The organism is Streptomyces sp. NPDC020845 (genome assembly GCF_044334165.1).
GTDB lineage: Bacteria > Actinomycetota > Actinomycetes > Streptomycetales > Streptomycetaceae > Streptomyces.
Genome location: NZ_JBIRSJ010000007.1, coordinates 481,197 through 500,810, shown reverse-complemented (window position 1 = coordinate 500,810; position 19,614 = coordinate 481,197). Strand labels below are relative to the sequence as shown.

Genomic DNA, 19,614 nt, shown 5'->3' with positions numbered 1-19,614 from the left:
CGACCGGGCGCTCACATGCTCGCGCTGTCCGCTAAGGAGGACTTACATGAAGGCTCTCGTGCTGTCCGGCGGGTCGGGGACCCGCCTGCGCCCGTTCAGCTATTCAATGCCCAAGCAGCTCATCCCCATCGCCAACAAGCCGGTCCTCGAACACGTCCTGACGGCGATCCGCGACCTCGGCGTCACCGACGTCGGCATCGTCGTCGGCAATCAGCTCCGGGCGATCTCGGCGGCGCTGGGCGACGGTTCCGACCTCGGCGTGCGGATCACCTACATCCCGCAGGACGAGCCGCTGGGTCTTGCCCACTGTGTCGCCATCGCCCGCGACTTCCTGGGCGACGACGACTTCGTGATGTACCTCGGCGACAACATGCTCCCGGACGGGGTGGCGGACGTCGCGGCCGAGTTCCGCGCCAGGCGGCCGGCGGCGCAGGTGGTGGTGCACAAGGTCCCCGATCCGCAGGCGTTCGGGGTGGCGGAAGTGGCGGTGGACGGCTCGGTGCTGCGGCTGGTCGAGAAGCCCGCCCGGCCGCGTTCGGATCTGGCCCTGGTCGGCGTGTATTTCTTCACCCCCGCCATCCACCAGGCCGTCGCCGCGATCGCGCCGAGCGCCCGTGGCGAGCTGGAGATCACCGACGCCATCCAGTGGCTGGTGGCCCGGGGCGAGACGGTACGGGCGAGCGAGTACTCCGGCTACTGGAAGGACACCGGCCAGGTCGAGGACGTCCTGGACTGCAACCGCGAGCTGCTGCGCACCCTCACCCGCTCGGTGGCGGCGGACGTGGACGAGGCCAGCGAGATCACCGGCCCGGTCGTGGTCGAGTCCGGCGCCCGGGTGGTGCGCTCCCGGATCGAGGGACCGGCGATCATCGGCGCGGGCACGCTGGTGGAGGACAGCCACGTGGGGCCGCACACCTCGGTCGGCAGCGACTGTGTGCTGCGGGACACCCGGCTGGACGACTCGATCGTGCTGGACGGCGCCTCCCTGGTGCGGGTGCGCGGACTGTACGGCTCGGTCATCGGCCGCTCGGCGGCCATCGCCACCGTCCCGGCCCCGGAGACGGCCCCCGAAACGGCCGAGAACACCCCCACCAACACCCCCACGAGCCGCCACCGGCTCGTCGTCGGCGACCACACCCGTATCGAGGTGGCCGCGTGAGGATCCTGGTCACCGGCGGCGCCGGCTTCATCGGCTCCACCTACGTCCGCACCCTGCTCGCCGACGGCTACCCCGGCTGCGCGGGCGCCCGGGTCACCGTCCTGGACAAGCTGACCTACGCCGGACACCGGGACAGCCTCCCGGCCGCCGATCCGCGCCTGACCTTCGTACGCGGCGACATCTGCGACGCCGCGCTGCTGCACGAGGTGCTGCCGGGTCACGACGCGGTGGTGCACTTCGCCGCCGAGTCGCATGTCGACCGCTCCCTGGAGGCCGCCGCCGACTTCGTGACCACCAACGCCTGCGGCACCCAGATCCTGCTCGACGCCTGTCTGCGCGCCCGTGTCCCCCGGGTGGTGCATGTGTCCACCGACGAGGTCTACGGCTCCATCGAGCACGGTTCGTGGACCGAGGAGTGGCCGCTCGCGCCCAACACCCCGTACGCGGCGTCCAAAGCGGCCTCCGACCTGATCGCCCGCGCCTGCTGGCGCACCCACGGCCTCGATGTGTCGATCACCAGGTGTTCCAACAACTACGGCCCGTACCAGCACCCCGAAAAGCTCATACCGCTGTTCGTCACCAACCTCCTGGAGGGCAAGCAGGTCCCGCTCTACGGCGACGGCTCCAACATGCGCGAGTGGCTGCACGTCGAGGACCACTGCCGCGCCATCCACCTGGTGCTCAGCCGAGGCCGGGCGGGCGAGATCTACAACGTGGGCGGGGGCAACGAGTACACCAACGCCGCCCTGACCCGGCGGCTGCTGGAGCTGTGCGGCGCCGATGAGCGCATGGTGCGCCACGTCCCGGACCGCAAGGGGCACGATCTGCGCTACTCCCTGGACGAGACGAAGATCCGCGAAGAGCTGGGCTATGCGCCACGCGTGCCGTTCGACACCGGCCTGGCCGCCACCGTCGCCTGGTACCGCGACAACCCGGGCTGGTGGAAGCAGGTGACGCGCGGATGAGTCCGACGCGGCAGCACCACCCGGGGGACGCCCCGGGGTCGTTGGACCACGTCGCCACCCAGGCGCTCGTGGTCGGTGCCGGGCCCGTGGGGCTCACCATGGCGCATGAACTGGCCCGGCACGGCGTGCGGGTACGCCTGGTCGACGGCGCCGCGGGCCCGGCCACCACCAGCCGCGCCCTGGCCACCCATGCGCGCACCCTCGAGACCTACGACCAGATGGGCGTGGCCGACGAACTGATCTCCCGCGGACAGCGGGTGGAGCACTTCACCCTGCACCAGAACGGCCGCCGCCTCATCCGCCTGGACACCGACTACAGCCGGCTGCCCACCCGTTTCCCCTTCACCCTCATGGTCGACCAGGTGATCACCGAGGAGGTGCTGCGCCGGTCCGCTGCCCGGCACGGGATCGAGGTGGAGTGGGGCGTGCGGCTGACCGGGTTCGAGGACCTGGGCACCGCCGTACGCGCCCGGCTGTGCCATCCGGACGGCCGCGTGGAGGAGGCGCGCGCCGGGTGGCTGGTCGGCTGCGACGGCGGGCACAGCACGGTACGGAAGAAGCTCGGGCTGCCGCTGCTCGGCGACTCCAGCGAGACCTGGCTGATCGCGGACGCGGAGGTGGACTGCGATCTGCCGCGCGACAGCATCCACTGGATGCGCACCCCGGCCGGGACCGTGATGATGGTGCCGTTCCCGGAGCCCGGCAAGTGGCGGCTGCTGGACACCACGGACGTCGAGTACGACGGCGGCGAGGCGCAGGACGCGGCGGTGGCGCGGCGGTTCGCCGCCAAGATCCGGGCGGGCACCGGCCGCGCCGCGCGGGTTTCCACCCCCACCTGGGTGTCGGTGTTCTCCATCCAGCAGCGCATGGTGCCGCGGATGGGCGCGGGGCGCGTGTTCGTCGCGGGCGACGCGGCCCATGTACACAGCCCGGCCTCCGGGCAGGGCATGAACACCGGGGTCCAGGACGCGGTCAACCTCGCCTGGAAGCTCGCCGCCGTCATCCGAGGCGAGGCGGGCCCGCGGCTGCTGGAGTCCTACGGCGCCGAGCGGGTGCCGGTCGGCGAACGGCTGCTGCACTCCACGCGGTTCGCCACCGCCCTGGTGCAGCTGAAGAGCCGTACCGCCGCCTCGCTGCTGCGCACCGCGTTCGGCGTGGTCCGCGCGCTGCCGCCGCTCAAGGCCCGGATCCAGCGCCGGATCATGGGCGGTATGACCGCGCTCGACCTGGCGTACGGGTCCGGGCCCGCGGTCCTCGGGGAGACGGCGGGTACCCGTGTGGCCACGGTCGGGCCGCGGCGGGTGGCGCAGAGCCCCGGCTGGCGGGAGCTGATCGCCGAACTGTCCCGGCCCGGCTGGACGCTGCTCGCCTTCGCCACCTCGGACCAGTACCCGTCGCTGTGTGCGCTCGCCGAGGCGTACGGGGGCTATCTGAGCGTCCGTACGGTCGTGACGGCCGTGCCCGAAGGCGCTGTGGAGGGCGCGCCGGGCCCGTTGGCCGACCCGGGCGCGCGGCTGCGGGCCGATCTGCGCGCGGCGCCCGGCGGCTGGCTGCTGATCCGGCCGGACGGCTATGCGGCGGCCCGCGGCACGGCCTCGGACCGCCCGCGCGACGCGCTGGGGGCCCTGGGGCTGCGGCCGGTGCTGCATCTGGTGGCGCCGCCGGCCGGGCAGCGGCCCGAGGCACGGGGAGGCGAGCGCTGATGCGTGTTCTCTTCGTGGTGTCCAACTGGCCCGGCCACTGGTTCTCCATGGTGCCGCTGGGCTGGGCGCTCCAGGCGGCCGGACACGATGTGCGGGTGGTGTGCGCGCCCAGCCAGGCGGAGCCCGTCGGGCGGGCCGGACTGACCCCGCTCGCCGTACTCGACGCGCCGGACCTGGCGTTCATGGCCCGGCTGCTCAACTACTCCGCCGCACAGGGCGGGCGCTGGCCCTACCGGGAGCTTCCGCCGCACCCGGTCACCGGCCACCCGGTCGCCTCACTCGACGAGTTCGAACCGGGTGCCTGGCTGCGCGACCACCACGAGCAGCTGATCGACATGGCACGCCGCTCCACCGACGCGGCGGTGGCCTTCGGCCGCTGGTGGCGGCCCCAGCTGGTGGTGCACGACCTGCTGAGCCTGGAGGGACCGCTGGTCGGACGGGTGCTGGCGGTGCCCGCGCTGCTCCATCTGTGGGGCCCGGTGGGGCCCGACGACCGGGTGCGCGGGGTGCCCCTGGTGCCGTTGGACACCAGCCGGGCCTTTCAGCGCTACGAGGTCGGGGCGCTGCGGCGGGAGACCTACGAGTACGCGATCGACCCCTGCCCGGCCGGCGCCGCCCCGCCGCTGACCGCCCACCGCATCCCCGTACGCCATGTGCCCTACAACGGGCCCGGGGCCATGCCGCCGTGGCTTCAGGCGCTGCCCGAGTCGGGTGCGTCGTTCGGGCGGCCCCGGGTCTGCGTGGTGTGGGGCACCTCGGTGAGCGTCACCTTCGGGCCCGGCTCCTTCGCCGTGCCGAAGGTCGTGGAGGCGCTGGCCGAGCTGGACGTCGAGGTGCTGCTCACCGTCACCGGCGCCGACCGGGAGCGGATCGGCACCCTGCCGCCCGGGGTGCGGCTGCTGGAGCACACCCCGCTCCATCTGCTGCTGCCCTCCTGCGATCTGGTGGTCCACCACGCCGGCGGGGGCTGCGCCATGACCGGTCTTGCCGCCGGTGTGCCGCATCTGATGCTGCCGTGCGGCCTCGACCAGGAGACGATCGCCGACCGGATCGTGGCAGCAGGCGCGGGGATCGCCCTGCCCAACGCCACCGCGGACGTCCCGGCCATCCGCGCGGCCGCCCGGGCCCTGCTGGGCGACCCGTCGTACCGGGCCACGGCCCTGCGGCTCCAGGAGGAGATGGCGGCGGGCCCCCACCCCTCGGCGCTGGTGTCCCGGCTGGAAGAGCTGGCCGCGGGCGCGCTGCTGGTACGCGGCTGACCGCACGCGCACCCGCACCCCACCCCCCTCACCCACCACACGCCCCTCACCCCCCGCACCGACTCTCGACTTCAGGACGTGGCATGGAGATTGTGGGAAACGGGTTTCTCGCCCGGAGCCTTGAGCCGATCGCCCATAAGCACCCGGACACCGTGGTCCTCGCGGCCGGTGTGTCCTGGGCGAGCGGCACCTCGGAGGCGGACTTCGCGCGGGAGGCGGCGCTGCTGCGGGAGGTGGCGCACGGATGCCGGGCCACCGGGCGGCGGTTGCTGTTCTTCTCCACCGCCGCCACCGGGATGTACGGCGCGGTGGACGGCCCAGGGCGGGAGGACAGCGCCATCGTCCCCTGCACCCCGTACGGGGAGCACAAGCTGGGACTGGAACGGCAGTTGCACGCCTCCGGGGCCGACTGGCTGGTGCTGCGCCTCGGCCATCTGGTCGGCCCCGGGCAGCCGCCGCATCAGCTGCTGCCCGCGCTGGTGCGGCAGATGCGGGAGGGCCTGGTCCGTATCCACAAGGGGGCGGCGCGGGATCTGATCGACGTGGTGGACGTGGTCCGCGTGATCGACCTGCTGCTGGCCCAGGATCTGCGGGGCGAGACGGTCAATGTGGCCTCCGGGGAGGCGGTTCCGGTGGAGCGGATCGTCGACCATCTGGAGGGACGGCTGGGCCTGGTGGCCGACCGGGAGTACCGGGAGGCCGGGGCCCAGCACGTCATCTGCACCGAGAAGTTGCGGGCCCTGGTCCCCCAGACGGCCCGCATGGGCTTCGGCCCCGGCTACTACCGGCGGGTCCTCGACGCCTTCGCGAAGACGTGCGCGGTGGGCTCGGCGGCGTCGGCGGCGCGCAGCTGCCGTTCGTAGTGGGTGCGGCAGGCGTCGTAGGTGGCCAGCAGTCCCTGGTCGACGGCCTCGGCCAGGGACGGGGCGCGGGCGTCCTTCTCCGAGATCAGGGGCTCGTCGGTGAGCCCGAGATGCCACGGCAGCCCGAGCGCGGGGTCGAGCGGCTGGAGGTCGATCTGGGTGCCCGGGACGTACTGCGTGGAGCACAGATAGCTGATGCAGGTGTCGTCGGTGAGCGCCACGAAGCCGTGGCCCAACCCCTCGGCCACGTACATCGCGGTGCCCTGGTCGGCGTCGAGCATGTTGGTGTCGTACGCGCCGAAGGTGGGCGAACCAAGACGCAGGTCCACCACCACGTCGAGCAGCGCCCCGCGCACACACGTCACGAACTTGGCCTGCCCGGGCGGCAGCCGCACACCGTGCACACCGCGCAGCGTATTGCGGGCCGACACCGAGTAGTTGACCTGTAGCGGGACGAACACATGGCCTGTCTGCCGGGCCAGCTGCCCGTACGCGTACGACTCGAAGAAGCTGCCCCGCGCATCGGTGTGGTGGCGCGGCACGATGCGGTAGGCGTCCGGTACGGCGGTCTCATGGATCTCCATGGTCCCCCGACGGTAGGCGGTGCGGGTCGAGGAGGACTCGAGTCGCGGCGAGCACGATGGCGGCGCCGTCAGATGATGTCGACTGCCGTGAGGAGACGCCGATGGTGTCGCAGGCTGCCGGGGTGTCGGTCGCTGCCGGGGTGTCGGTCGTCGTACTCGGGGGCACCGGCTCGCTCGGGCGCCACATCAGCGAGGTGTTCGAGGCCGAGGGCGCGCGGGTGCTCACCGTCTCCCGCGCCACGGCCGACCGGCTCGCGGCCGGCCGGGGCGGGAGCCACATCTGCCTGGACCTGACCGGCACCTCGCCCGCGCGCCTCGCCGGGGTGCTGGCCGGGGCGGGGGCGGACATCGTCGTCAACGCAGCCGGGCTGGCCTGGGGCGGCGGTGAGGAGGAGCTGGGGGCGGCCAACGCCGGGCTGGTGCGCGGTCTTGTGGAGGCGGTCTCCGGGCTGGCACACCGGCCCCGGCTGATCCAGCTGGGCACGGTCCACGAGTACGGCCCGGTGGCGCCGGGCACGGCGATCACCGAGGGGCTGCCCCCCGCGCCGGTGTCCGCGTACGGGCGTACGAAGCTGCTCGGAGCGGAGGCGATGCTGCGCGCGGCGCGCAGTGGCGCGGTGGACGGGACGGTGCTGCGGATCGCCAACGTCTACGGCCCCGGAGCGCCCCGCACCAGTCTGCTGGGCGCGGTCGCCCACCACCTGGCCGAGACGGCGCGCGGCCGGTCGGCGGAGGGCGCGCTGCGGCTGGCGCCGCTGACCGCGCGGCGGGACTTCGTGGACATCAGGGACGTCGGGCAGGCCGTACTGGCCGCGGCGGTCGCGCCGAGGGTGGCGCGGACCGGTGCCTGGATTGTCAACGTCGGCTCGGGGCGGGCGAGGCCGGTGCGTGAGCTGGTCGACCGGATGATCGAGCTCAGCGGGGTCGAGGCGCCGGTGGTGGAGCGGGCGGGCAGCCGCCCCGAGAGCCCCGGCAGCCGTGGCGGCCTGGGCGGCCCGGGAGGCCCGGGAAGTCCGGGGCCGGCCGGGAGCGGCGCCGACTGGCAGTTGCTGGACATCTCCGCGGCGCGCCGGCTGCTGGGCTGGCGGCCGAGATACCGCGCCGACCGCTCGCTGCGGGACCAGCTGACCGCCGCGGGGCTGCCGCCCGACCGGGTGTCGAGAGCGCTTCGAGCCGGGGGCGGAAGTGTCCGGTCCGTACGGAACGGATGACGGATGACGGTACGGATGACGTCACAGCGGTGGCTGGTCCCCTAGCGGTGAGCGGTTACGGACAGGCAGGAAGGACATGGCGATGAGCGACCACAGGGCGCTTGTTCTCGATGAGGTCCGCAAGTACCACCAGGAGCGGGAGCAGCGGGAGCCCCGCCGGGCGTTCGTCCCCGGAGTCACCGAGATCTGGCCGTCCGGCGCGGTGCTGGACGAGGACGACCGGGTGTCGCTGGTGGAGGCCGCCCTGGAGATGCGGATCGCCGCGGGGCGCAGCTCGCGCAAGTTCGAGTCCGCGTTCGCCCGCAAACTGGGGCTGCGCAAGGCACATCTGACGAACTCGGGCTCCTCGGCGAATCTGCTGGCCGTCGCCGCACTGACCTCACCGCAGCTGGAGGACCGGCGGCTGCGGCCGGGCGACGAGGTGATCACCGTCGCGGCGGGGTTCCCCACCACCGTCAATCCGATCCTGCAGAACGGCCTGGTGCCGGTCTTCGTCGATGTCGACCTCGGCACGTACAACACCACCGCCGAGCGGGTCGCCGCCGCCATCGGCCCGCGCACCCGCGCCATCGCCGTCGCCCATGCGCTGGGCAATCCGTTCCCCGCGACCGAGCTGGCCGAACTCGCCGAGCAGCACGAGCTGTTCCTCATCGAGGACAACTGCGATGCGGTGGGCTCCCGCTACGACGGACGGCTCACCGGCACCTTCGGCGATCTGACCACCGTGAGCTTCTATCCCGCGCACCACATCACGATGGGGGAGGGCGGCTGCGTGCTGACCTCGAACCTGGCGCTGGCGCGGATCGTGGAGTCGCTGCGGGACTGGGGCCGGGACTGCTGGTGCGAGCCGGGCGAGTCCAACAAGTGCCTCAAGCGCTTCGACTACCAGATGGGGACGCTGCCCGCGGGCTACGACCACAAGTACATCTTCTCCCACGTCGGTTACAACCTGAAGGCCACCGATCTCCAGGCGGCGCTGGGGCTGACGCAGCTGGCCAAGCTCGACGACTTCGGCGCGGCGCGGCGCCGCAACTGGCGGCGGCTGCGCGAGGGCCTGGACGGTGTGCCGCATCTGCTGCTGCCCGAGGCCACTCCGCGCAGCGACCCCAGCTGGTTCGGGTTCGTCATCACGGTGGCGCCTGACGCCCCGTTCGGCCGCGCCGAGCTGGTGGACTTCCTGGAGTCCCGGCGGATCGGCACCCGTCTGCTGTTCGCGGGCAACCTCACCCGCCACCCGGCGTACATCGGGCTGCCGCACCGGGTGTCCGGGGACCTCCGCAACAGCGATCTGATCACCGAGCGGACCTTCTGGGTCGGGGTCTATCCCGGTCTGACCGAGGAGATGCTGGACTACGTCGCCGCGTCCATCCGCGAGTTCGTGGCCACCCGCGGGGCGCTGCGGACTCAACCGGCGCCCGGACACCGGGCGGCCACGGCGTGATGGACCTCGGCCTGGAGGGACGTACGGTCCTGGTCACCGGCGCCACCGGCGGCATCGGGCGGGCCACCGCGCGCGCCTTCGCCGCGCAGGGCGCGCGGGTGGCGGTGGCCTACCGCCATCAGCGCGAGGCGGCCGAGGCGTTCGCCGCCGAGCTGTGCGGGGCGGCCGGCCAGGGGCAGGCGTTCGCCGTGCCGTACGCGCTGGACGACCCCGCCTCACCGCGCTGGGTGGTGGCCGCGGTGGAGCGGCGCTGGGGGAGCCTGGACGTACTGGTGGCGGGCGCATGGCGGTGGGGGGTGCGGCGCGGGCCGCGCGAGCGGTTCGAGGACGTACCGGAAGAGGAGTGGCTGCCGATCGTCTCCGACAACCTGGCCCCCGCCATCCGTACGGTCCAGTGCGCCGTCGCCGGGATGCGCGAGCGCGGCTGGGGCCGGATCGCCCTGCTCTCCTCGCACAACGCGCTGGACGGCGCCCGCGGCCAGGAGTTCTACGGCGCGGCGAAGGCCGGGCTGCACGGTCTGGCCCGGAGCCTGATGTGGGACCTGGGCGGCGACGGGGTGCTGGTCAACGTCGTATGCCCGGGGCTGACGTCGACCGAGCGGGTGCTCGCGGGACTGCCGGGCGCGGTCCGGGAGCGGGAGCTCGCCGCCACCCCCACCGGGCGGCTGAGCACGCCCGAGGACATCGCCCGGACGCTGTTGTTCCTGTGCTCGGCGGCCAACGGCAACATCACCGGCGAGGTTTTGACGGTGTCCGGCGGGCGGTGAGCGAGCCATCTCAGGGCCTGTCGTCGAAGGGGGCGTCCGGCCGCGAGCGGCGTCTGGTGCGGTGCCTCGCGGCGGTAGCTGGGGGAGGCTGATGTCACTGCGGCGTCGGGAGCAGGGCGCCCCCTTCGACGACAGGCCCTGGGCCATCGCGCTCTCGAACTTCCGGAGGAGTCCTGTGCGTGTTCTGTTCACCACCTGGTCCTCGGGCGGGCATCTCGCCCCGATGGTGCCGCTCGCGCGGGCGTTCCTGGCGGCCGGCCACCAAGTGCGGGTCGCGGTGCCGTCCGGCTGCGCGGCGGCCGTCGCCCACGCCGGTCTGGTCCCCGTCCCGGTCGGCCCGCTGCCCAAGGCGTCCGGGGCCGCGGGCGCGGTGCCCCGCCGGATCGGAAACTGGCCCGCGGACTGGCCGGTGCGGCCCGCCGGGCTCGGCGCGGAGGAGCGCGGCATGTTGCGCGCGCTCGGCGAGAAACAGGTACGGATCGCCGAGGCGATGGCGCAGGGCCTGGTGGCCTTCGCCCGCTGCTGGCAGCCCGGCCTGGTGGTGCACGACGCGAGCGCGTACGCGGGCACGGTGGCCGCGGCGGTGCTGGGGGTGCCCGCGGTCGGCCAGATGTGGGGGAGCGCGGCCGTACTCCGGCTGGACCGGCAGGATCTGCACGGCCCGCCGCTGCCCGGCTACGCCCGTCTGATGCGGCGTTACGGCGTGGACCCGGCGTACGAGCCCGGCCTGTGGCTCGACCCGTGCCCGCCCAGCCTAGCCCTGCCCTCGTCGGCGCGGCGGATGGCGGTGCGCTTTGTGCCGAACGGGCAGGACGGGCAGGGCGGGCCGCACGGGCAGGACGGGCCGCACGGGCAGGACGGGCCGCACGGGCAGGGCGGGCAGGACGGAGCGCCTGGGGAGGGCAAGGCCGCGTATCGGGTCTGTGTCGCCTGGGACGACCCCGGCGGTCCGCCGAAGCCCGTACGCGCAGCCCTGCGGCACGCCGAGACACGCGGCACAGAGGTGGTGTTGTGGCCGGGAGTCGCGGCCGGGCCGCCGTACCGGCTCCCGGCGGGCTGTCGGGCGGTGCTCCACCAGGGCGGCGGTACGGCCGTGGTGGCCGCCGCCGCGGCGGGGGTGCCGCAGCTGATCGTCGCGCCGCGCCCGGAGCAGCAGCTCAACGGGGCGCGGCTCGCCCTCGTGGGCGCCGGGCGGCTGGTGCCGGTGGACGCGTCGCCCGCCCGCCTCTTCGCCGAGTTGTCGGCGCTGCTGGAGCAGCCCTCGTACGCCGCCGCCGCGCGCGAACTGCGCGGCGAGGTGCTGTCGATGCCGGGGCCGGACGAGGCGGTGACGAGGCTTGTAAGCCCGGCGCAAGCGTCACATGCACCATAGGCACACGACACCAGGCCACATCCAGGCCACACCGGCACCGCCGACCCGAACCCATGTATCTCCAGCCCGAGGAGCAGCCCCGTGTCGACCACCAGCCTGCCGACCCGCCCCGTACTGCGGCCCCGGGAGGACGCAGGGCTGCCCGCCCGGCTGGCCCGGTCGGCCGCCGCGAACCAGGGGGTCCAGCTGCGCACCGAGGATTTCGGCGGCTGGCTCGCCGACCGCGGGCGCGCGCATGACTTCAGCGTGGACCGCATCGCGTTCGCCGATCTTGACGGCTGGTCGTTCGAGTCCGGCACCGGCAATCTGGTGCACCGCAGCGGGCGCTTCTTCACCGTGGAGGGGCTGTCCGCCGCCACCGACGAAGGCCCGCACCGCGGCTGGCACCAGCCGATCATCGTCCAGCCCGAGGTGGGCATTCTCGGCATCCTGGCCAAGGAGTTCGACGGGGTGCTGCACTTCCTGATGCAGGCCAAGATGGAGCCGGGCAACCCCAATCTGCTCCAGCTGTCGCCCACCGTGCAGGCGACCCGCTCCAACTACACCAAGGTGCACAAGGGCCTGGACGTGAAGTACCTGGACTACTTCGTCACCCCCGGGCGCGGTCAGGTCCTGGCGGATGCCCTGCAGTCCGAACACGGCTCGTGGTTCTACCGCAAGAGCAACCGCAACATGATCGTCGAGACGCTGGACGACGTCCCGCTGTACGACGACTTCTGCTGGCTGACCCTGGGGCAGATCAATGAACTGCTCCACCAGGACCTGGTCATCAACATGGACGCGCGCACGGTGCTGTCCTGTATGCCGGAGTACGGACAGGAGCTCGGGACCGAGCACGGGCCGAGCGCCGCTGAGCGCGCGCTGCACACCGACGCCGAGCTGCGGTCCTGGTTCACCGGCGAGCGCTCCCGGCGCGAACTGCGGGCCGAGCGCGTCCCGCTGGCCTCCATCCCCGGCTGGGTGCGCGGTGAGCGCTCCGTCGACCATGAGGAGGGCCGGTACTTCAAGGTGGTGGCGGTGTCGGTGCGGGCCGCCAGCCGCGAGGTGAGCACATGGACCCAGCCGCTGTTCGAGCCGGTGGAGGCCGGGGTCACGGCGTTCGTGGCGCGGCGGATCGGCGGGGTGCTGCATGTGCTCGCGCACGCACGCGTCGAGGGCGGCTTCCTCGACACGGTCGAGCTCGGCCCCACCGTCCAGTGCACCCCCGGGAATTGGGACCACCTCCCGGCCGCGGACCGGCCGCCCTTCCTCGACCTGGTCCTCGCCCCCCGCGGCGGCCGGGTGCGGTACGAGGCGGTGCACTCGGAGGAGGGCGGGCGGTTCCTGAACGCGGACAGCCGCACCCTGGTCGTGGAGTGTGACGACGCCCCGCTCGACCCGCCGCCGGGATACCGCTGGGTCACCCCGGCCCAGCTGCGCTCGCTGGTCCGGCACGGCCACTACGTCAACGTCCAAGCGCGTACCCTGCTGGCCTGCTTGGGAGCGATGGGAGGGGACGGCCGATGAGTGACGCCGCGCTGCGCGTCGGGGTACTGGGCTGTGCCGGTTTCGCGCGCCGCCGGATGCTGCCGGCCATGGTGGCCGCGCCGGGCGCCGAGGTCGTGGCGGTGGCCAGCCGGGACGCGGCCAAGGCCGTGGAGACGGCGCGGACGTACGGCTGCCGTCCGGTGACCGGGTACGCGGAGCTGCTGGCGCTGGAGGAGGTGGAGGCGGTGTACGTACCGCTGCCCGCCGCCCTGCACGCGCCGTGGGTGGCGGCGGCGCTGCGCGCGGGCAAGCATGTGCTGGCCGAGAAGCCGCTCACCACCGACCGGGCGCGCACCGCCGAGCTGCTGGCCCTCGCCCGCGAACTGGGCCTGGTGCTGATGGAGAACGTGATGTTCGTCCACCACGGCCAGCACGAGGCCGTGCGCAAGGCGCTCGCCGAGGGCGCGATCGGCGAACTGCGCGCGATGCACGCCGCGTTCGCCATCCCCCGGCTCCAGGACACGGACATCCGCTACGACCCCGGCCTGGGCGGTGGCGCGCTGTGGGACGTCGGCGTGTATCCGGTGCGCGCGGCGCTGCACTTCCTGGGCCCCGAGCTGCGGGTCGCGGGCGCGGTGCTCACCCAGGGCGAGGGGCGGCGGGTCGACACCTCCGGGGCCGCCGTGCTGCACACCCCCGAGGGGGTCACCGCCCAGCTGACCTTCGGACTCGACCACCCCTATGTGGCCAGGTACGAGCTGTGGGGCACCGAGGGACGGCTGAGCGTGGAGCGCGCCTACACCCCGCCCGCCGACTTCGAGCCCCAGGTCCGGCTGTGGCGCGCGGACGGCGACCAGGAGCTGCCGGTGGCGCCCGACGACCAGGTGGCGAACACCCTGGCCGCCTTCGTACGGGCCGTCCGGGACGTCCAGGGCGGCGGGGAGGCGCCGGACGGGCGGGCCACCGTGCTGCGCCAGGCGGAACTGCTCCACGACATCCGGGAGGCGGCGAGGTCGGCGGCCTCAGACCTGGGCGTCCGCCGCGAGGACGGTGAACGCTGACCAGGCTTCGCGAGACACCACCAATGAGCCTATGTGTGTGTCCTTGGAGTCGCGGACGTGCACCTTGTCAGGACGTACGGCGACCTCGACGCAGTTGCCGCCTCCACCGCCGCTGTAGCTGCTCTTGAACCAGTCCAGTTCAGTGGTGCTCATAGCGCTCCTCGCATCTGCTCGATCAGGCTCGTGGTGGCCTGACGACCCAGAGCCTGTGAGCGCATCTTGCCATAGCGCTGAAGCATGGCACTGACGGATTTCGGGTCGGTGATCAGCATGCTGGCGTCGTGTGCTTCTACGTAGCCGACCCAACGGTTGTCCGCGGTTTCGGCAAGGTACATCGGCCCCTCGAAACCGGAATGGTCCTCCTGCCGCAGAGGCATGACCTGGATCTCCACGTTGCGGTGGCACCCCTGCTCCAGCAGGTGGTCGTACAGAGCCTTGGTGACGTCAACGCCGCCGAACCGGCGTTCAAGCAGGGCCTGTTCGATGATGAAGGAGAACGTTGTGTTCGGGCGCTCCGTAAGGAGTTGCTGCCTCGCCAGGCGAGCAGCCACCTGGTTCTCGAACTGCTCCTCTGTGAGTGGAGGAAGGCGGCGTTCGAAGATCTCTCGGATGTACGGCTCGGGCTGCAACAGCCCTGGTACGACGCTCGATTCGTACGCATACAGCGACACCGCCTCCTCCTCGATCCCCGCCCACTGCCGGAACCACGACGCCAGTCCCGCCTTGCGCGTCAGGCTGCGGGCCGCAGCCGCCAGGACCCGGGCGGCCGTCGGGCCCAGCACCCCCTCCGACCGTCCGATGAGGTCCCTCGGAGGGAACCGCCTCCCCTGCTCGATCTTGGCGATGTAAGCCGCCGAGTACCGCACCTGTGGTGCGAACTCCTCCTGCGTCAGCCCCGCCTCGTCCCTCAGCGCCTTCAAAACCGCGCCAAAGGTCTTGAGACTGTCCGACATCTCAGGTTCGCTGGTTGTGTTGTTGCCGCCGTTGTCCGTCGCCATCGCCGCGCCGCCTCCTGTGCACCCCCGCGCCGTTACGATCCAACTCCTCATCCTCACAGAAAGTCACTGACCCAGTCCACGGCGTGAACCAGTACAGAGCGATCTGGGTGAGTGTCGTGCCTGTAGAACGACCGGCCTTCGCCACAACGCTTCCGCCATGACTGCTCCACAGGCCCAAGTGCCCGTCACCGTACGCACGTTCGCTCAGCGCTTCTCCGCCACCCGCCGTGGCGCCCGGCTGGCCCGGCTCCTGGCCGCGCACCAACTCATCGCCTGGGGGATTCCCCGGGGCAGTAGCGGTTTCGAGGCTGCTGCCCTGGTCGTCGCAGAGCTGGCCGCCAACGCCGTGGTGCACGGCCTCGTCCCGGGGCGGGACTTCGCGCTGCTGCTCCGATACGACGACGAGACCGGCGTCGTACAGATCGAGGTGTCGGACACGCACGACAGGCAGCCCGCGCGGGTCGTGCCCGATCGGGACGACGAGCACGGCAGGGGCCTGCTCCTGGTCGATGCGCTCGCCGACCGCTGGGGTGTGCGGGAACGCCAAGGGCCGGGCAAAACGGTATGGGCCGATGTGAAAGCGCCGCGTCAGCGGGATGGGCGGATGACGCACGGCACCGGGGCGCTCGTGAAGCGGTCAGGGTAATCGGCAGCTTCAGGAAGCTCAATGAGGCTGGGGCAAGGCCAGGGCGTAACCATATGAGGTGTCTGTCGTTCTGCCTGGTGTACCCGCCGCGTGCCGCTTCCACCCCTCCGGGCCACGCGATAACCCAGGAGAAAAGGCCCAGGGTCAGAACGAAGTAGACGCCGAACCGGGACGGGAGCGTCCGTATAACGGAGGGGAGCGGCGGACTAGCGCGCTCAGCCGGTCCCAGATTTGCCGTCCCATCTCGCCACCCGGGCCCCCGGCCACCGCCACCAGCAGCCCGCCAGAACCGGATCCATGTCGCCCTCCCCGCTCCTAGGTCCCGTGCTCACGTATACCTCGCGGGATGCTGTCCACCAGCCTATGCCGCATCCTTCCCGGCCTCCAGAATCTGCGAAGTGAGGTCAGCCGCCGCTGAATAGGCGGTGTGTCACCGGCCTGGGCGAACGCCAGGCGGGGTGTCCGGACCGGCGGACTGCTTCGCTGCCAGTCGAGCATTCCAATATGTGACCGCGCTCAGAAACACCGTGCCGGCGGCGAAGACCCAGCATCCCGCCGTCTCTCCGGCGAGGATTGCGTACGTGGCCCCCGCCACCATGGCCAGTGGGACGGCCGCACCGTCCCACGCGCGTTCGAGGGCTGTGAGTCGGGGCGCGGTCGTGGCGCTCACACTTGCGGCGAGGGTCATATCGGGCACCTTGCGAGGGGCGGAGATCGCTCCCGCGAAGACCAGCAGGGTCGCCACCGCGTATCCGGCGAAGGCCACGGCGCCGTGTGAGGCTGCCGCGGCGGGAGCTGCGGAGCAGCCCGCGAGCACCGTGCCGAACCCCACGATGTTGTACTCAAGGCCGTGCCTCTGTCCAGACCTGGCGTACCCGACGCCATATGCGAAGAGGAGCCCTCCGATGCCGAGCACCACCATCCCTAGGATGTCTGCCCATGTCAGCGGACGCGCTGGCACGGTCACCGACAGCACGGCGCCCAGCGACAGGACGGAGGCAAGGCCCCACAGGCGTCGCAGGAAGACCGCCGGTCTTCCCTCGTGTCCGAGCGGGCCGTAGCGGGTAAGCACCGGCTGTCCGATCACGTAGATGACCATTGTCGCCCACGGCACTCCGGATGAACCGCCGACGAGCCAGCGCCCGGCCATCACAGGGACCGTCGCGGACGCGACGAGCGTGAAGGCGAGGATCCCCTTGATCCAAGCTCCCTGGGTGTCCGGCAGCGTTTCTTCAGCAGCCCGTGAGAGTTGCTGGCCAGGCTCGCCACCCGGTGTGGGTGCGAATGCCGGGACCGGGGGCGCGTCGTCCGGTGCGGGCTGCGGTTCCCACTGGTCGGACAGCTCTGGGGACAGGGGGGAGAGCAGCGGATGCCGCCAGCGCGCCTCGGCGAAGTTGCGCAGAGCCTCTTCCAGTTGGGGTGGCACGACCGGCCGTGGCCCCAGCACGCAGACGAGGTACCAGCCGCCGTCGCTGTGCTGGAGGGACCGCTGGCGGGAAGCCTCGGGGTGCAGCCGTAATTGGATGCTGTACAACCCAAACTCGAAGCCCCTCCACTTGGTTTCCCGGACGGTAATCGCGTCGACCTGGGTCCAGTCATAACGAGCACGCTGCTTCCAGTTGATCACCCATTCGATGTGATGTGGGGTCAGTTTCAGGTCGACGGTGCCGCGCGGCCGCAGGCGGGTCAGTGCGGAGAGCACGACCCCGACGAGGAGGAAGAACGCGGCCGGGAGCCAGAGGACCGGCAACGCGTCGACCCCTCCCCACACCGCCACCACCAACACATACAGAGTGGCCAACGGGACAGCCGCTTTGAGGGGCCACCGATAGGCGACAGGGGGCTTGAGCCGGACGGCGATTCCTCCGTCGGGCGTATGCAGGATGCGGGACGGCGACAGCAGACGCCGGTCGGGCACGGGCTGGGGCCCGGCACTTGCTTCGTCGTAGCCCCGCCCGGCGAGCCGCTCCTGGAGACGGATGTTGCGGAACTGGTAGGTCCCGCCGGTCTGCCGCAGTACACCTTGGCGGTGTGCGTCACGCAGGAAGCGCATCAGCGACCAGGGGGCCCGGCCGGTCAGTGCCATGCTGGTCCTGGCGAGCGTCCAGCGGCTCCATGGGCTGACCAGGAGCAGTATCGCGGCCGCGCCGACCCACGCGGCCGTTCCCGACAGGACGGCCCAGGAGCCGGATTCCGTCCAGAACTCCAGGCCGACGCTGATGCCGATCAACGGTGCGATGACCAGGAGAGTGACGAGGGCGGCGATGCGCTCCCCGCGCATCAGGTCCTGTGGCGTGGTCGCCCCCTCGGCGGTGTCGGACGGCGCGGTGAAGAGGATGGCGACGACGAAGGCCAGCGCCATGCACCCAGGCGCCAGATACCTCCATGCCGCTGGGCCCGCCTCGGGCGAAGTGCTTGCGACGAACCACAGGTGGCTTCCGACAGATAGGAGGGGAATGGGTGCCGCCGTGAGCATCCGCCTCGGCGAGGTGGCCCTCACAGCAGAATGCAGCGCCGCGACCGGCCGTGACAGACCCCTCCCCCGCCGGGGATCGCCGAACCGGAACGTGGGGTACCAGTTGTAGATCAGCAGCTGGACCGCGAGCCCCACCACCACACCTCCCCCCAACTGGGACGTGATTCCCGGGCTCACGCCCCCGGCCCCTTCGAACAGTCTTCCCAGCATGGTGACCGCCTCGGAGACGAGGACACCGAGAACGGCGAGCGTGGGCAGCGCAAGCAGACGGGGCGCGGTCGCCCGGTGCAGCCGCCACCATGCCAATTCGGTGGTGCGTTGCTGGTGCAGGTGGCGGGCGAGGGCGTGCAGATACCGCCGTGCACGTACGGCCGACCAGCGGTGAGGGGGTTCCCAGCGATCATCGGAGGGGATTTCCCCCGTGAACACCGACGGTACGAAGCCGTCGAGGAGATGGTTCTCTATCGACTGCCGAGACGGGAAGCGGGCCTCTTCAGTCAGCTCCGCCGGGTTCGTCCACTCCTGCGCGTAGACCGTACGGGCCAACCAGAGCATCAACGGAGTGGACAGAGCGGTCGCCATCGCGCCGTCCGGACGCCCAGATATCTGGGCGAACACCGTGTCCCATCGTCTCAGCAGCTTCGGCGCGATGCTTAGCGTCAGGTACCTGACAGCTTCGTCGACGGCGATCGGCCGGGCTTCGATGACGGCCGCGGACCTGAGCACGACCTCGCTCCAGAGCCCGTCGAACTCCGCTGTGCGGCACGTCAGGATTAGTGGCCTGCCGTCGTACAGCGCCCGGTTCAACGCCTTGACAGCCGTCGACCGGCGTTCACCCGGCATCTCGTCCAGCCCATCGAGCACGGGCAGCAGCACGGAAGCGCTGCCGCTCCACAGCTCACGTGCCGGGTGACGCCCCTCCACACGCGGCAGGCCCGGGTAGTCCTCCGCCAGTCTCCGAGTGAACCATGCGCCGAACTCCTCACGGTCCGGGACCCATGACGCCAGCGACAGCAGCACCGGGACGGGAAGCCGCTCGCCGCCGCCCGTCAGCCTGCGCCTGAGCAGGTCCAGAGTGAGCAGGACGGCGAGCGCCGTCTTTCCCGAACCGGCGTCACCCAAAATAGCGAGACGGCGCTGCCTCAGCCCAAGGAAGGCCGTGAGCAGGTCTTCAGGACGGTCTCCTTGCCCCCGTACCGTTCCACCGACGTTCTCCGTATGGTCAGCTCGTCGCGTCCGGGGCTTCCAGTGCACCGCGAGCGCGGGACGGTCGCCGCCCACGTCCCACACTTTGGCTTCCTCGCGCCACTGCCGGAACACAGCTTCGGCAAGCGCGTGCGCGGCCCGCTCGACCGGTGTCGGTCTCGGCGGAGCACTGAGGTGGATATCACCGTAGATATCACGAAACTGCACGACAATCTCGGCATCGCCGTTGAAGATGTTGACCGTGTCGCCGCTGCCGAGCGAGTGTCCCCCGTCGACCATTACTGCAACCTCTGATGAGTGTCCGTGATGTGGTCCCGCAGCCAATATCCCCGTACGGAAGGCCGCCTGCCTAGAGGACTCATGAAGATCTTGGGTTCTGGCCCCGCCGTGTGGTTGTCACGTACTGCGGCGGCGATCTGGCTGAAGCTCGGCAGGC

General features: G+C 71.7%; 16 protein-coding genes. 12 read left to right on the top strand and 4 right to left on the bottom strand.

What is annotated here, in order from left to right; genetic code table 11:
* Positions 1-46: 46 nt before the first annotated feature.
* The 5 genes from ACH4U7_RS20740 to ACH4U7_RS20720 all read left to right on the top strand — a co-directional run bounded on the left by ACH4U7_RS20740 (position 47) and on the right by ACH4U7_RS20720 (position 5,949).
* Positions 47-1,159, top strand: coding sequence for a glucose-1-phosphate thymidylyltransferase (locus ACH4U7_RS20740; RefSeq protein ID WP_398529321.1), 1,113 nt, complete (start codon positions 47-49; stop codon positions 1,157-1,159).
* On the top strand, positions 1,156-2,124 hold the full coding sequence (gene rfbB, locus ACH4U7_RS20735; protein ID WP_398529320.1) for a dTDP-glucose 4,6-dehydratase: 969 nt from the start codon (positions 1,156-1,158) through the stop codon (positions 2,122-2,124). The genes ACH4U7_RS20740 and rfbB overlap by 4 nt, the downstream gene beginning before the upstream one ends.
* Positions 2,121-3,827, top strand: a complete 1,707-nt coding sequence (locus ACH4U7_RS20730) for an FAD-dependent monooxygenase (protein WP_398529319.1) — start codon at positions 2,121-2,123, stop codon at positions 3,825-3,827. The genes rfbB and ACH4U7_RS20730 overlap by 4 nt, the downstream gene beginning before the upstream one ends.
* A complete protein-coding gene (locus tag ACH4U7_RS20725; RefSeq protein ID WP_398529318.1) occupies positions 3,827-5,086 on the top strand; it encodes a nucleotide disphospho-sugar-binding domain-containing protein in 1,260 nt (419 codons plus the stop codon). Before ACH4U7_RS20730 ends, ACH4U7_RS20725 begins: the two co-directional genes overlap by 1 nt.
* Positions 5,087-5,169: 83 nt before the next feature.
* Positions 5,170-5,949: an NAD-dependent epimerase/dehydratase family protein gene (locus ACH4U7_RS20720; protein ID WP_398529317.1), complete on the top strand. Its 780-nt coding sequence runs from the start codon at positions 5,170-5,172 to the stop codon at positions 5,947-5,949.
* On the opposite strand, the gene ACH4U7_RS20715 is transcribed toward ACH4U7_RS20720, so the two are convergent.
* Positions 5,868-6,533 (bottom strand): dTDP-4-dehydrorhamnose 3,5-epimerase family protein, encoded by a 666-nt coding sequence (locus ACH4U7_RS20715; RefSeq protein ID WP_398529316.1) that lies wholly within the window; start codon positions 6,531-6,533, stop codon positions 5,868-5,870. The two genes, ACH4U7_RS20720 and ACH4U7_RS20715, sit on opposite strands and share 82 nt — an antisense overlap.
* A 101-nt stretch (positions 6,534-6,634) precedes the next feature.
* Between ACH4U7_RS20715 and ACH4U7_RS20710 the strand changes: the two genes are divergently transcribed.
* The 6 genes from ACH4U7_RS20710 (at position 6,635) to ACH4U7_RS20685 (ending at position 13,852) form a co-directional block, all read left to right on the top strand.
* Entirely contained in the window at positions 6,635-7,744 is a 1,110-nt protein-coding gene (locus ACH4U7_RS20710; RefSeq protein ID WP_398529315.1) for an NAD-dependent epimerase/dehydratase family protein, read from the top strand.
* Positions 7,745-7,826: 82 nt separating this feature from the next.
* The gene (gene rfbH, locus ACH4U7_RS20705) at positions 7,827-9,185 is read left to right on the top strand and encodes a lipopolysaccharide biosynthesis protein RfbH (protein ID WP_398529314.1); all 1,359 of its coding nucleotides are present in this window, start codon (positions 7,827-7,829) and stop codon (positions 9,183-9,185) included.
* Positions 9,185-9,952 (top strand): SDR family NAD(P)-dependent oxidoreductase, encoded by a 768-nt coding sequence (locus ACH4U7_RS20700; RefSeq protein WP_398529313.1) that lies wholly within the window; start codon positions 9,185-9,187, stop codon positions 9,950-9,952. The genes rfbH and ACH4U7_RS20700 overlap by 1 nt, the downstream gene beginning before the upstream one ends.
* Before the next feature lie 91 nt (positions 9,953-10,043).
* Positions 10,044-11,324, top strand: a complete 1,281-nt coding sequence (locus ACH4U7_RS20695; protein ID WP_398529312.1) for a nucleotide disphospho-sugar-binding domain-containing protein — start codon at positions 10,044-10,046, stop codon at positions 11,322-11,324.
* Between the two features lie 81 nt (positions 11,325-11,405).
* Positions 11,406-12,830: an NDP-hexose 2,3-dehydratase family protein gene (locus ACH4U7_RS20690; RefSeq protein WP_398529311.1), complete on the top strand. Its 1,425-nt coding sequence runs from the start codon at positions 11,406-11,408 to the stop codon at positions 12,828-12,830.
* Positions 12,827-13,852 (top strand): Gfo/Idh/MocA family protein, encoded by a 1,026-nt coding sequence (locus ACH4U7_RS20685; protein ID WP_398529310.1) that lies wholly within the window; start codon positions 12,827-12,829, stop codon positions 13,850-13,852. Before ACH4U7_RS20690 ends, ACH4U7_RS20685 begins: the two co-directional genes overlap by 4 nt.
* Here the strand turns inward: ACH4U7_RS20685 and ACH4U7_RS20680 are convergent.
* Together ACH4U7_RS20680 and ACH4U7_RS20675 are read right to left on the bottom strand one after the other, a co-directional pair.
* Positions 13,814-14,005 carry a DUF397 domain-containing protein gene (locus ACH4U7_RS20680; protein WP_358848293.1) on the bottom strand — a complete coding sequence of 64 codons (192 nt, stop codon included), beginning with the start codon at positions 14,003-14,005 and terminating at the stop codon, positions 13,814-13,816. The two genes, ACH4U7_RS20685 and ACH4U7_RS20680, sit on opposite strands and share 39 nt — an antisense overlap.
* On the bottom strand, positions 14,002-14,850 hold the full coding sequence (locus ACH4U7_RS20675) for a helix-turn-helix domain-containing protein (RefSeq protein WP_398529309.1): 849 nt from the start codon (positions 14,848-14,850) through the stop codon (positions 14,002-14,004). The genes ACH4U7_RS20680 and ACH4U7_RS20675 overlap by 4 nt, the downstream gene beginning before the upstream one ends.
* Positions 14,851-15,007: 157 nt before the next feature.
* Here ACH4U7_RS20675 and ACH4U7_RS20670 point away from each other — a divergent pair, with 157 nt between their 5' ends.
* Positions 15,008-15,496: an ATP-binding protein gene (locus ACH4U7_RS20670; protein ID WP_398529308.1), complete on the top strand. Its 489-nt coding sequence runs from the start codon at positions 15,008-15,010 to the stop codon at positions 15,494-15,496.
* A 430-nt stretch (positions 15,497-15,926) separates the two neighbouring features.
* On the opposite strand, the gene ACH4U7_RS20665 is transcribed toward ACH4U7_RS20670, so the two are convergent.
* A complete protein-coding gene (locus ACH4U7_RS20665; RefSeq protein WP_398529307.1) occupies positions 15,927-19,457 on the bottom strand; it encodes an NACHT domain-containing protein in 3,531 nt (1,176 codons plus the stop codon).
* Between the last annotated feature and the right edge of the window lie 157 nt (positions 19,458-19,614).

Bases quoted from the DNA above. Each gene is read 5' to 3' on its own strand.
- ACH4U7_RS20740 (WP_398529321.1), top strand. From the start codon at position 47: ATGAAGGCTCTCGTGCTGTCCGGCGGGTCGGGGACCCGCCTGCGCCCG.
- ACH4U7_RS20730 (WP_398529319.1), top strand. From the start codon at position 2,121: ATGAGTCCGACGCGGCAGCACCACCCGGGGGACGCCCCGGGGTCGTTG.
- ACH4U7_RS20725 (WP_398529318.1), top strand. From the start codon at position 3,827: ATGCGTGTTCTCTTCGTGGTGTCCAACTGGCCCGGCCACTGGTTCTCC.
- ACH4U7_RS20720 (WP_398529317.1), top strand. From the start codon at position 5,170: ATGGAGATTGTGGGAAACGGGTTTCTCGCCCGGAGCCTTGAGCCGATC.
- ACH4U7_RS20715 (WP_398529316.1), bottom strand. From the start codon at position 6,533: ATGGAGATCCATGAGACCGCCGTACCGGACGCCTACCGCATCGTGCCG.
- ACH4U7_RS20710 (WP_398529315.1), top strand. From the start codon at position 6,635: ATGGTGTCGCAGGCTGCCGGGGTGTCGGTCGCTGCCGGGGTGTCGGTC.
- rfbH (WP_398529314.1), top strand. From the start codon at position 7,827: ATGAGCGACCACAGGGCGCTTGTTCTCGATGAGGTCCGCAAGTACCAC.
- ACH4U7_RS20700 (WP_398529313.1), top strand. From the start codon at position 9,185: ATGGACCTCGGCCTGGAGGGACGTACGGTCCTGGTCACCGGCGCCACC.
- ACH4U7_RS20695 (WP_398529312.1), top strand. From the start codon at position 10,044: ATGTCACTGCGGCGTCGGGAGCAGGGCGCCCCCTTCGACGACAGGCCC.
- ACH4U7_RS20685 (WP_398529310.1), top strand. From the start codon at position 12,827: ATGAGTGACGCCGCGCTGCGCGTCGGGGTACTGGGCTGTGCCGGTTTC.
- ACH4U7_RS20680 (WP_358848293.1), bottom strand. From the start codon at position 14,005: ATGAGCACCACTGAACTGGACTGGTTCAAGAGCAGCTACAGCGGCGGT.
- ACH4U7_RS20675 (WP_398529309.1), bottom strand. From the start codon at position 14,850: ATGGCGACGGACAACGGCGGCAACAACACAACCAGCGAACCTGAGATG.
- ACH4U7_RS20670 (WP_398529308.1), top strand. From the start codon at position 15,008: ATGACTGCTCCACAGGCCCAAGTGCCCGTCACCGTACGCACGTTCGCT.
- ACH4U7_RS20665 (WP_398529307.1), bottom strand. From the start codon at position 19,457: ATGGTCGACGGGGGACACTCGCTCGGCAGCGGCGACACGGTCAACATC.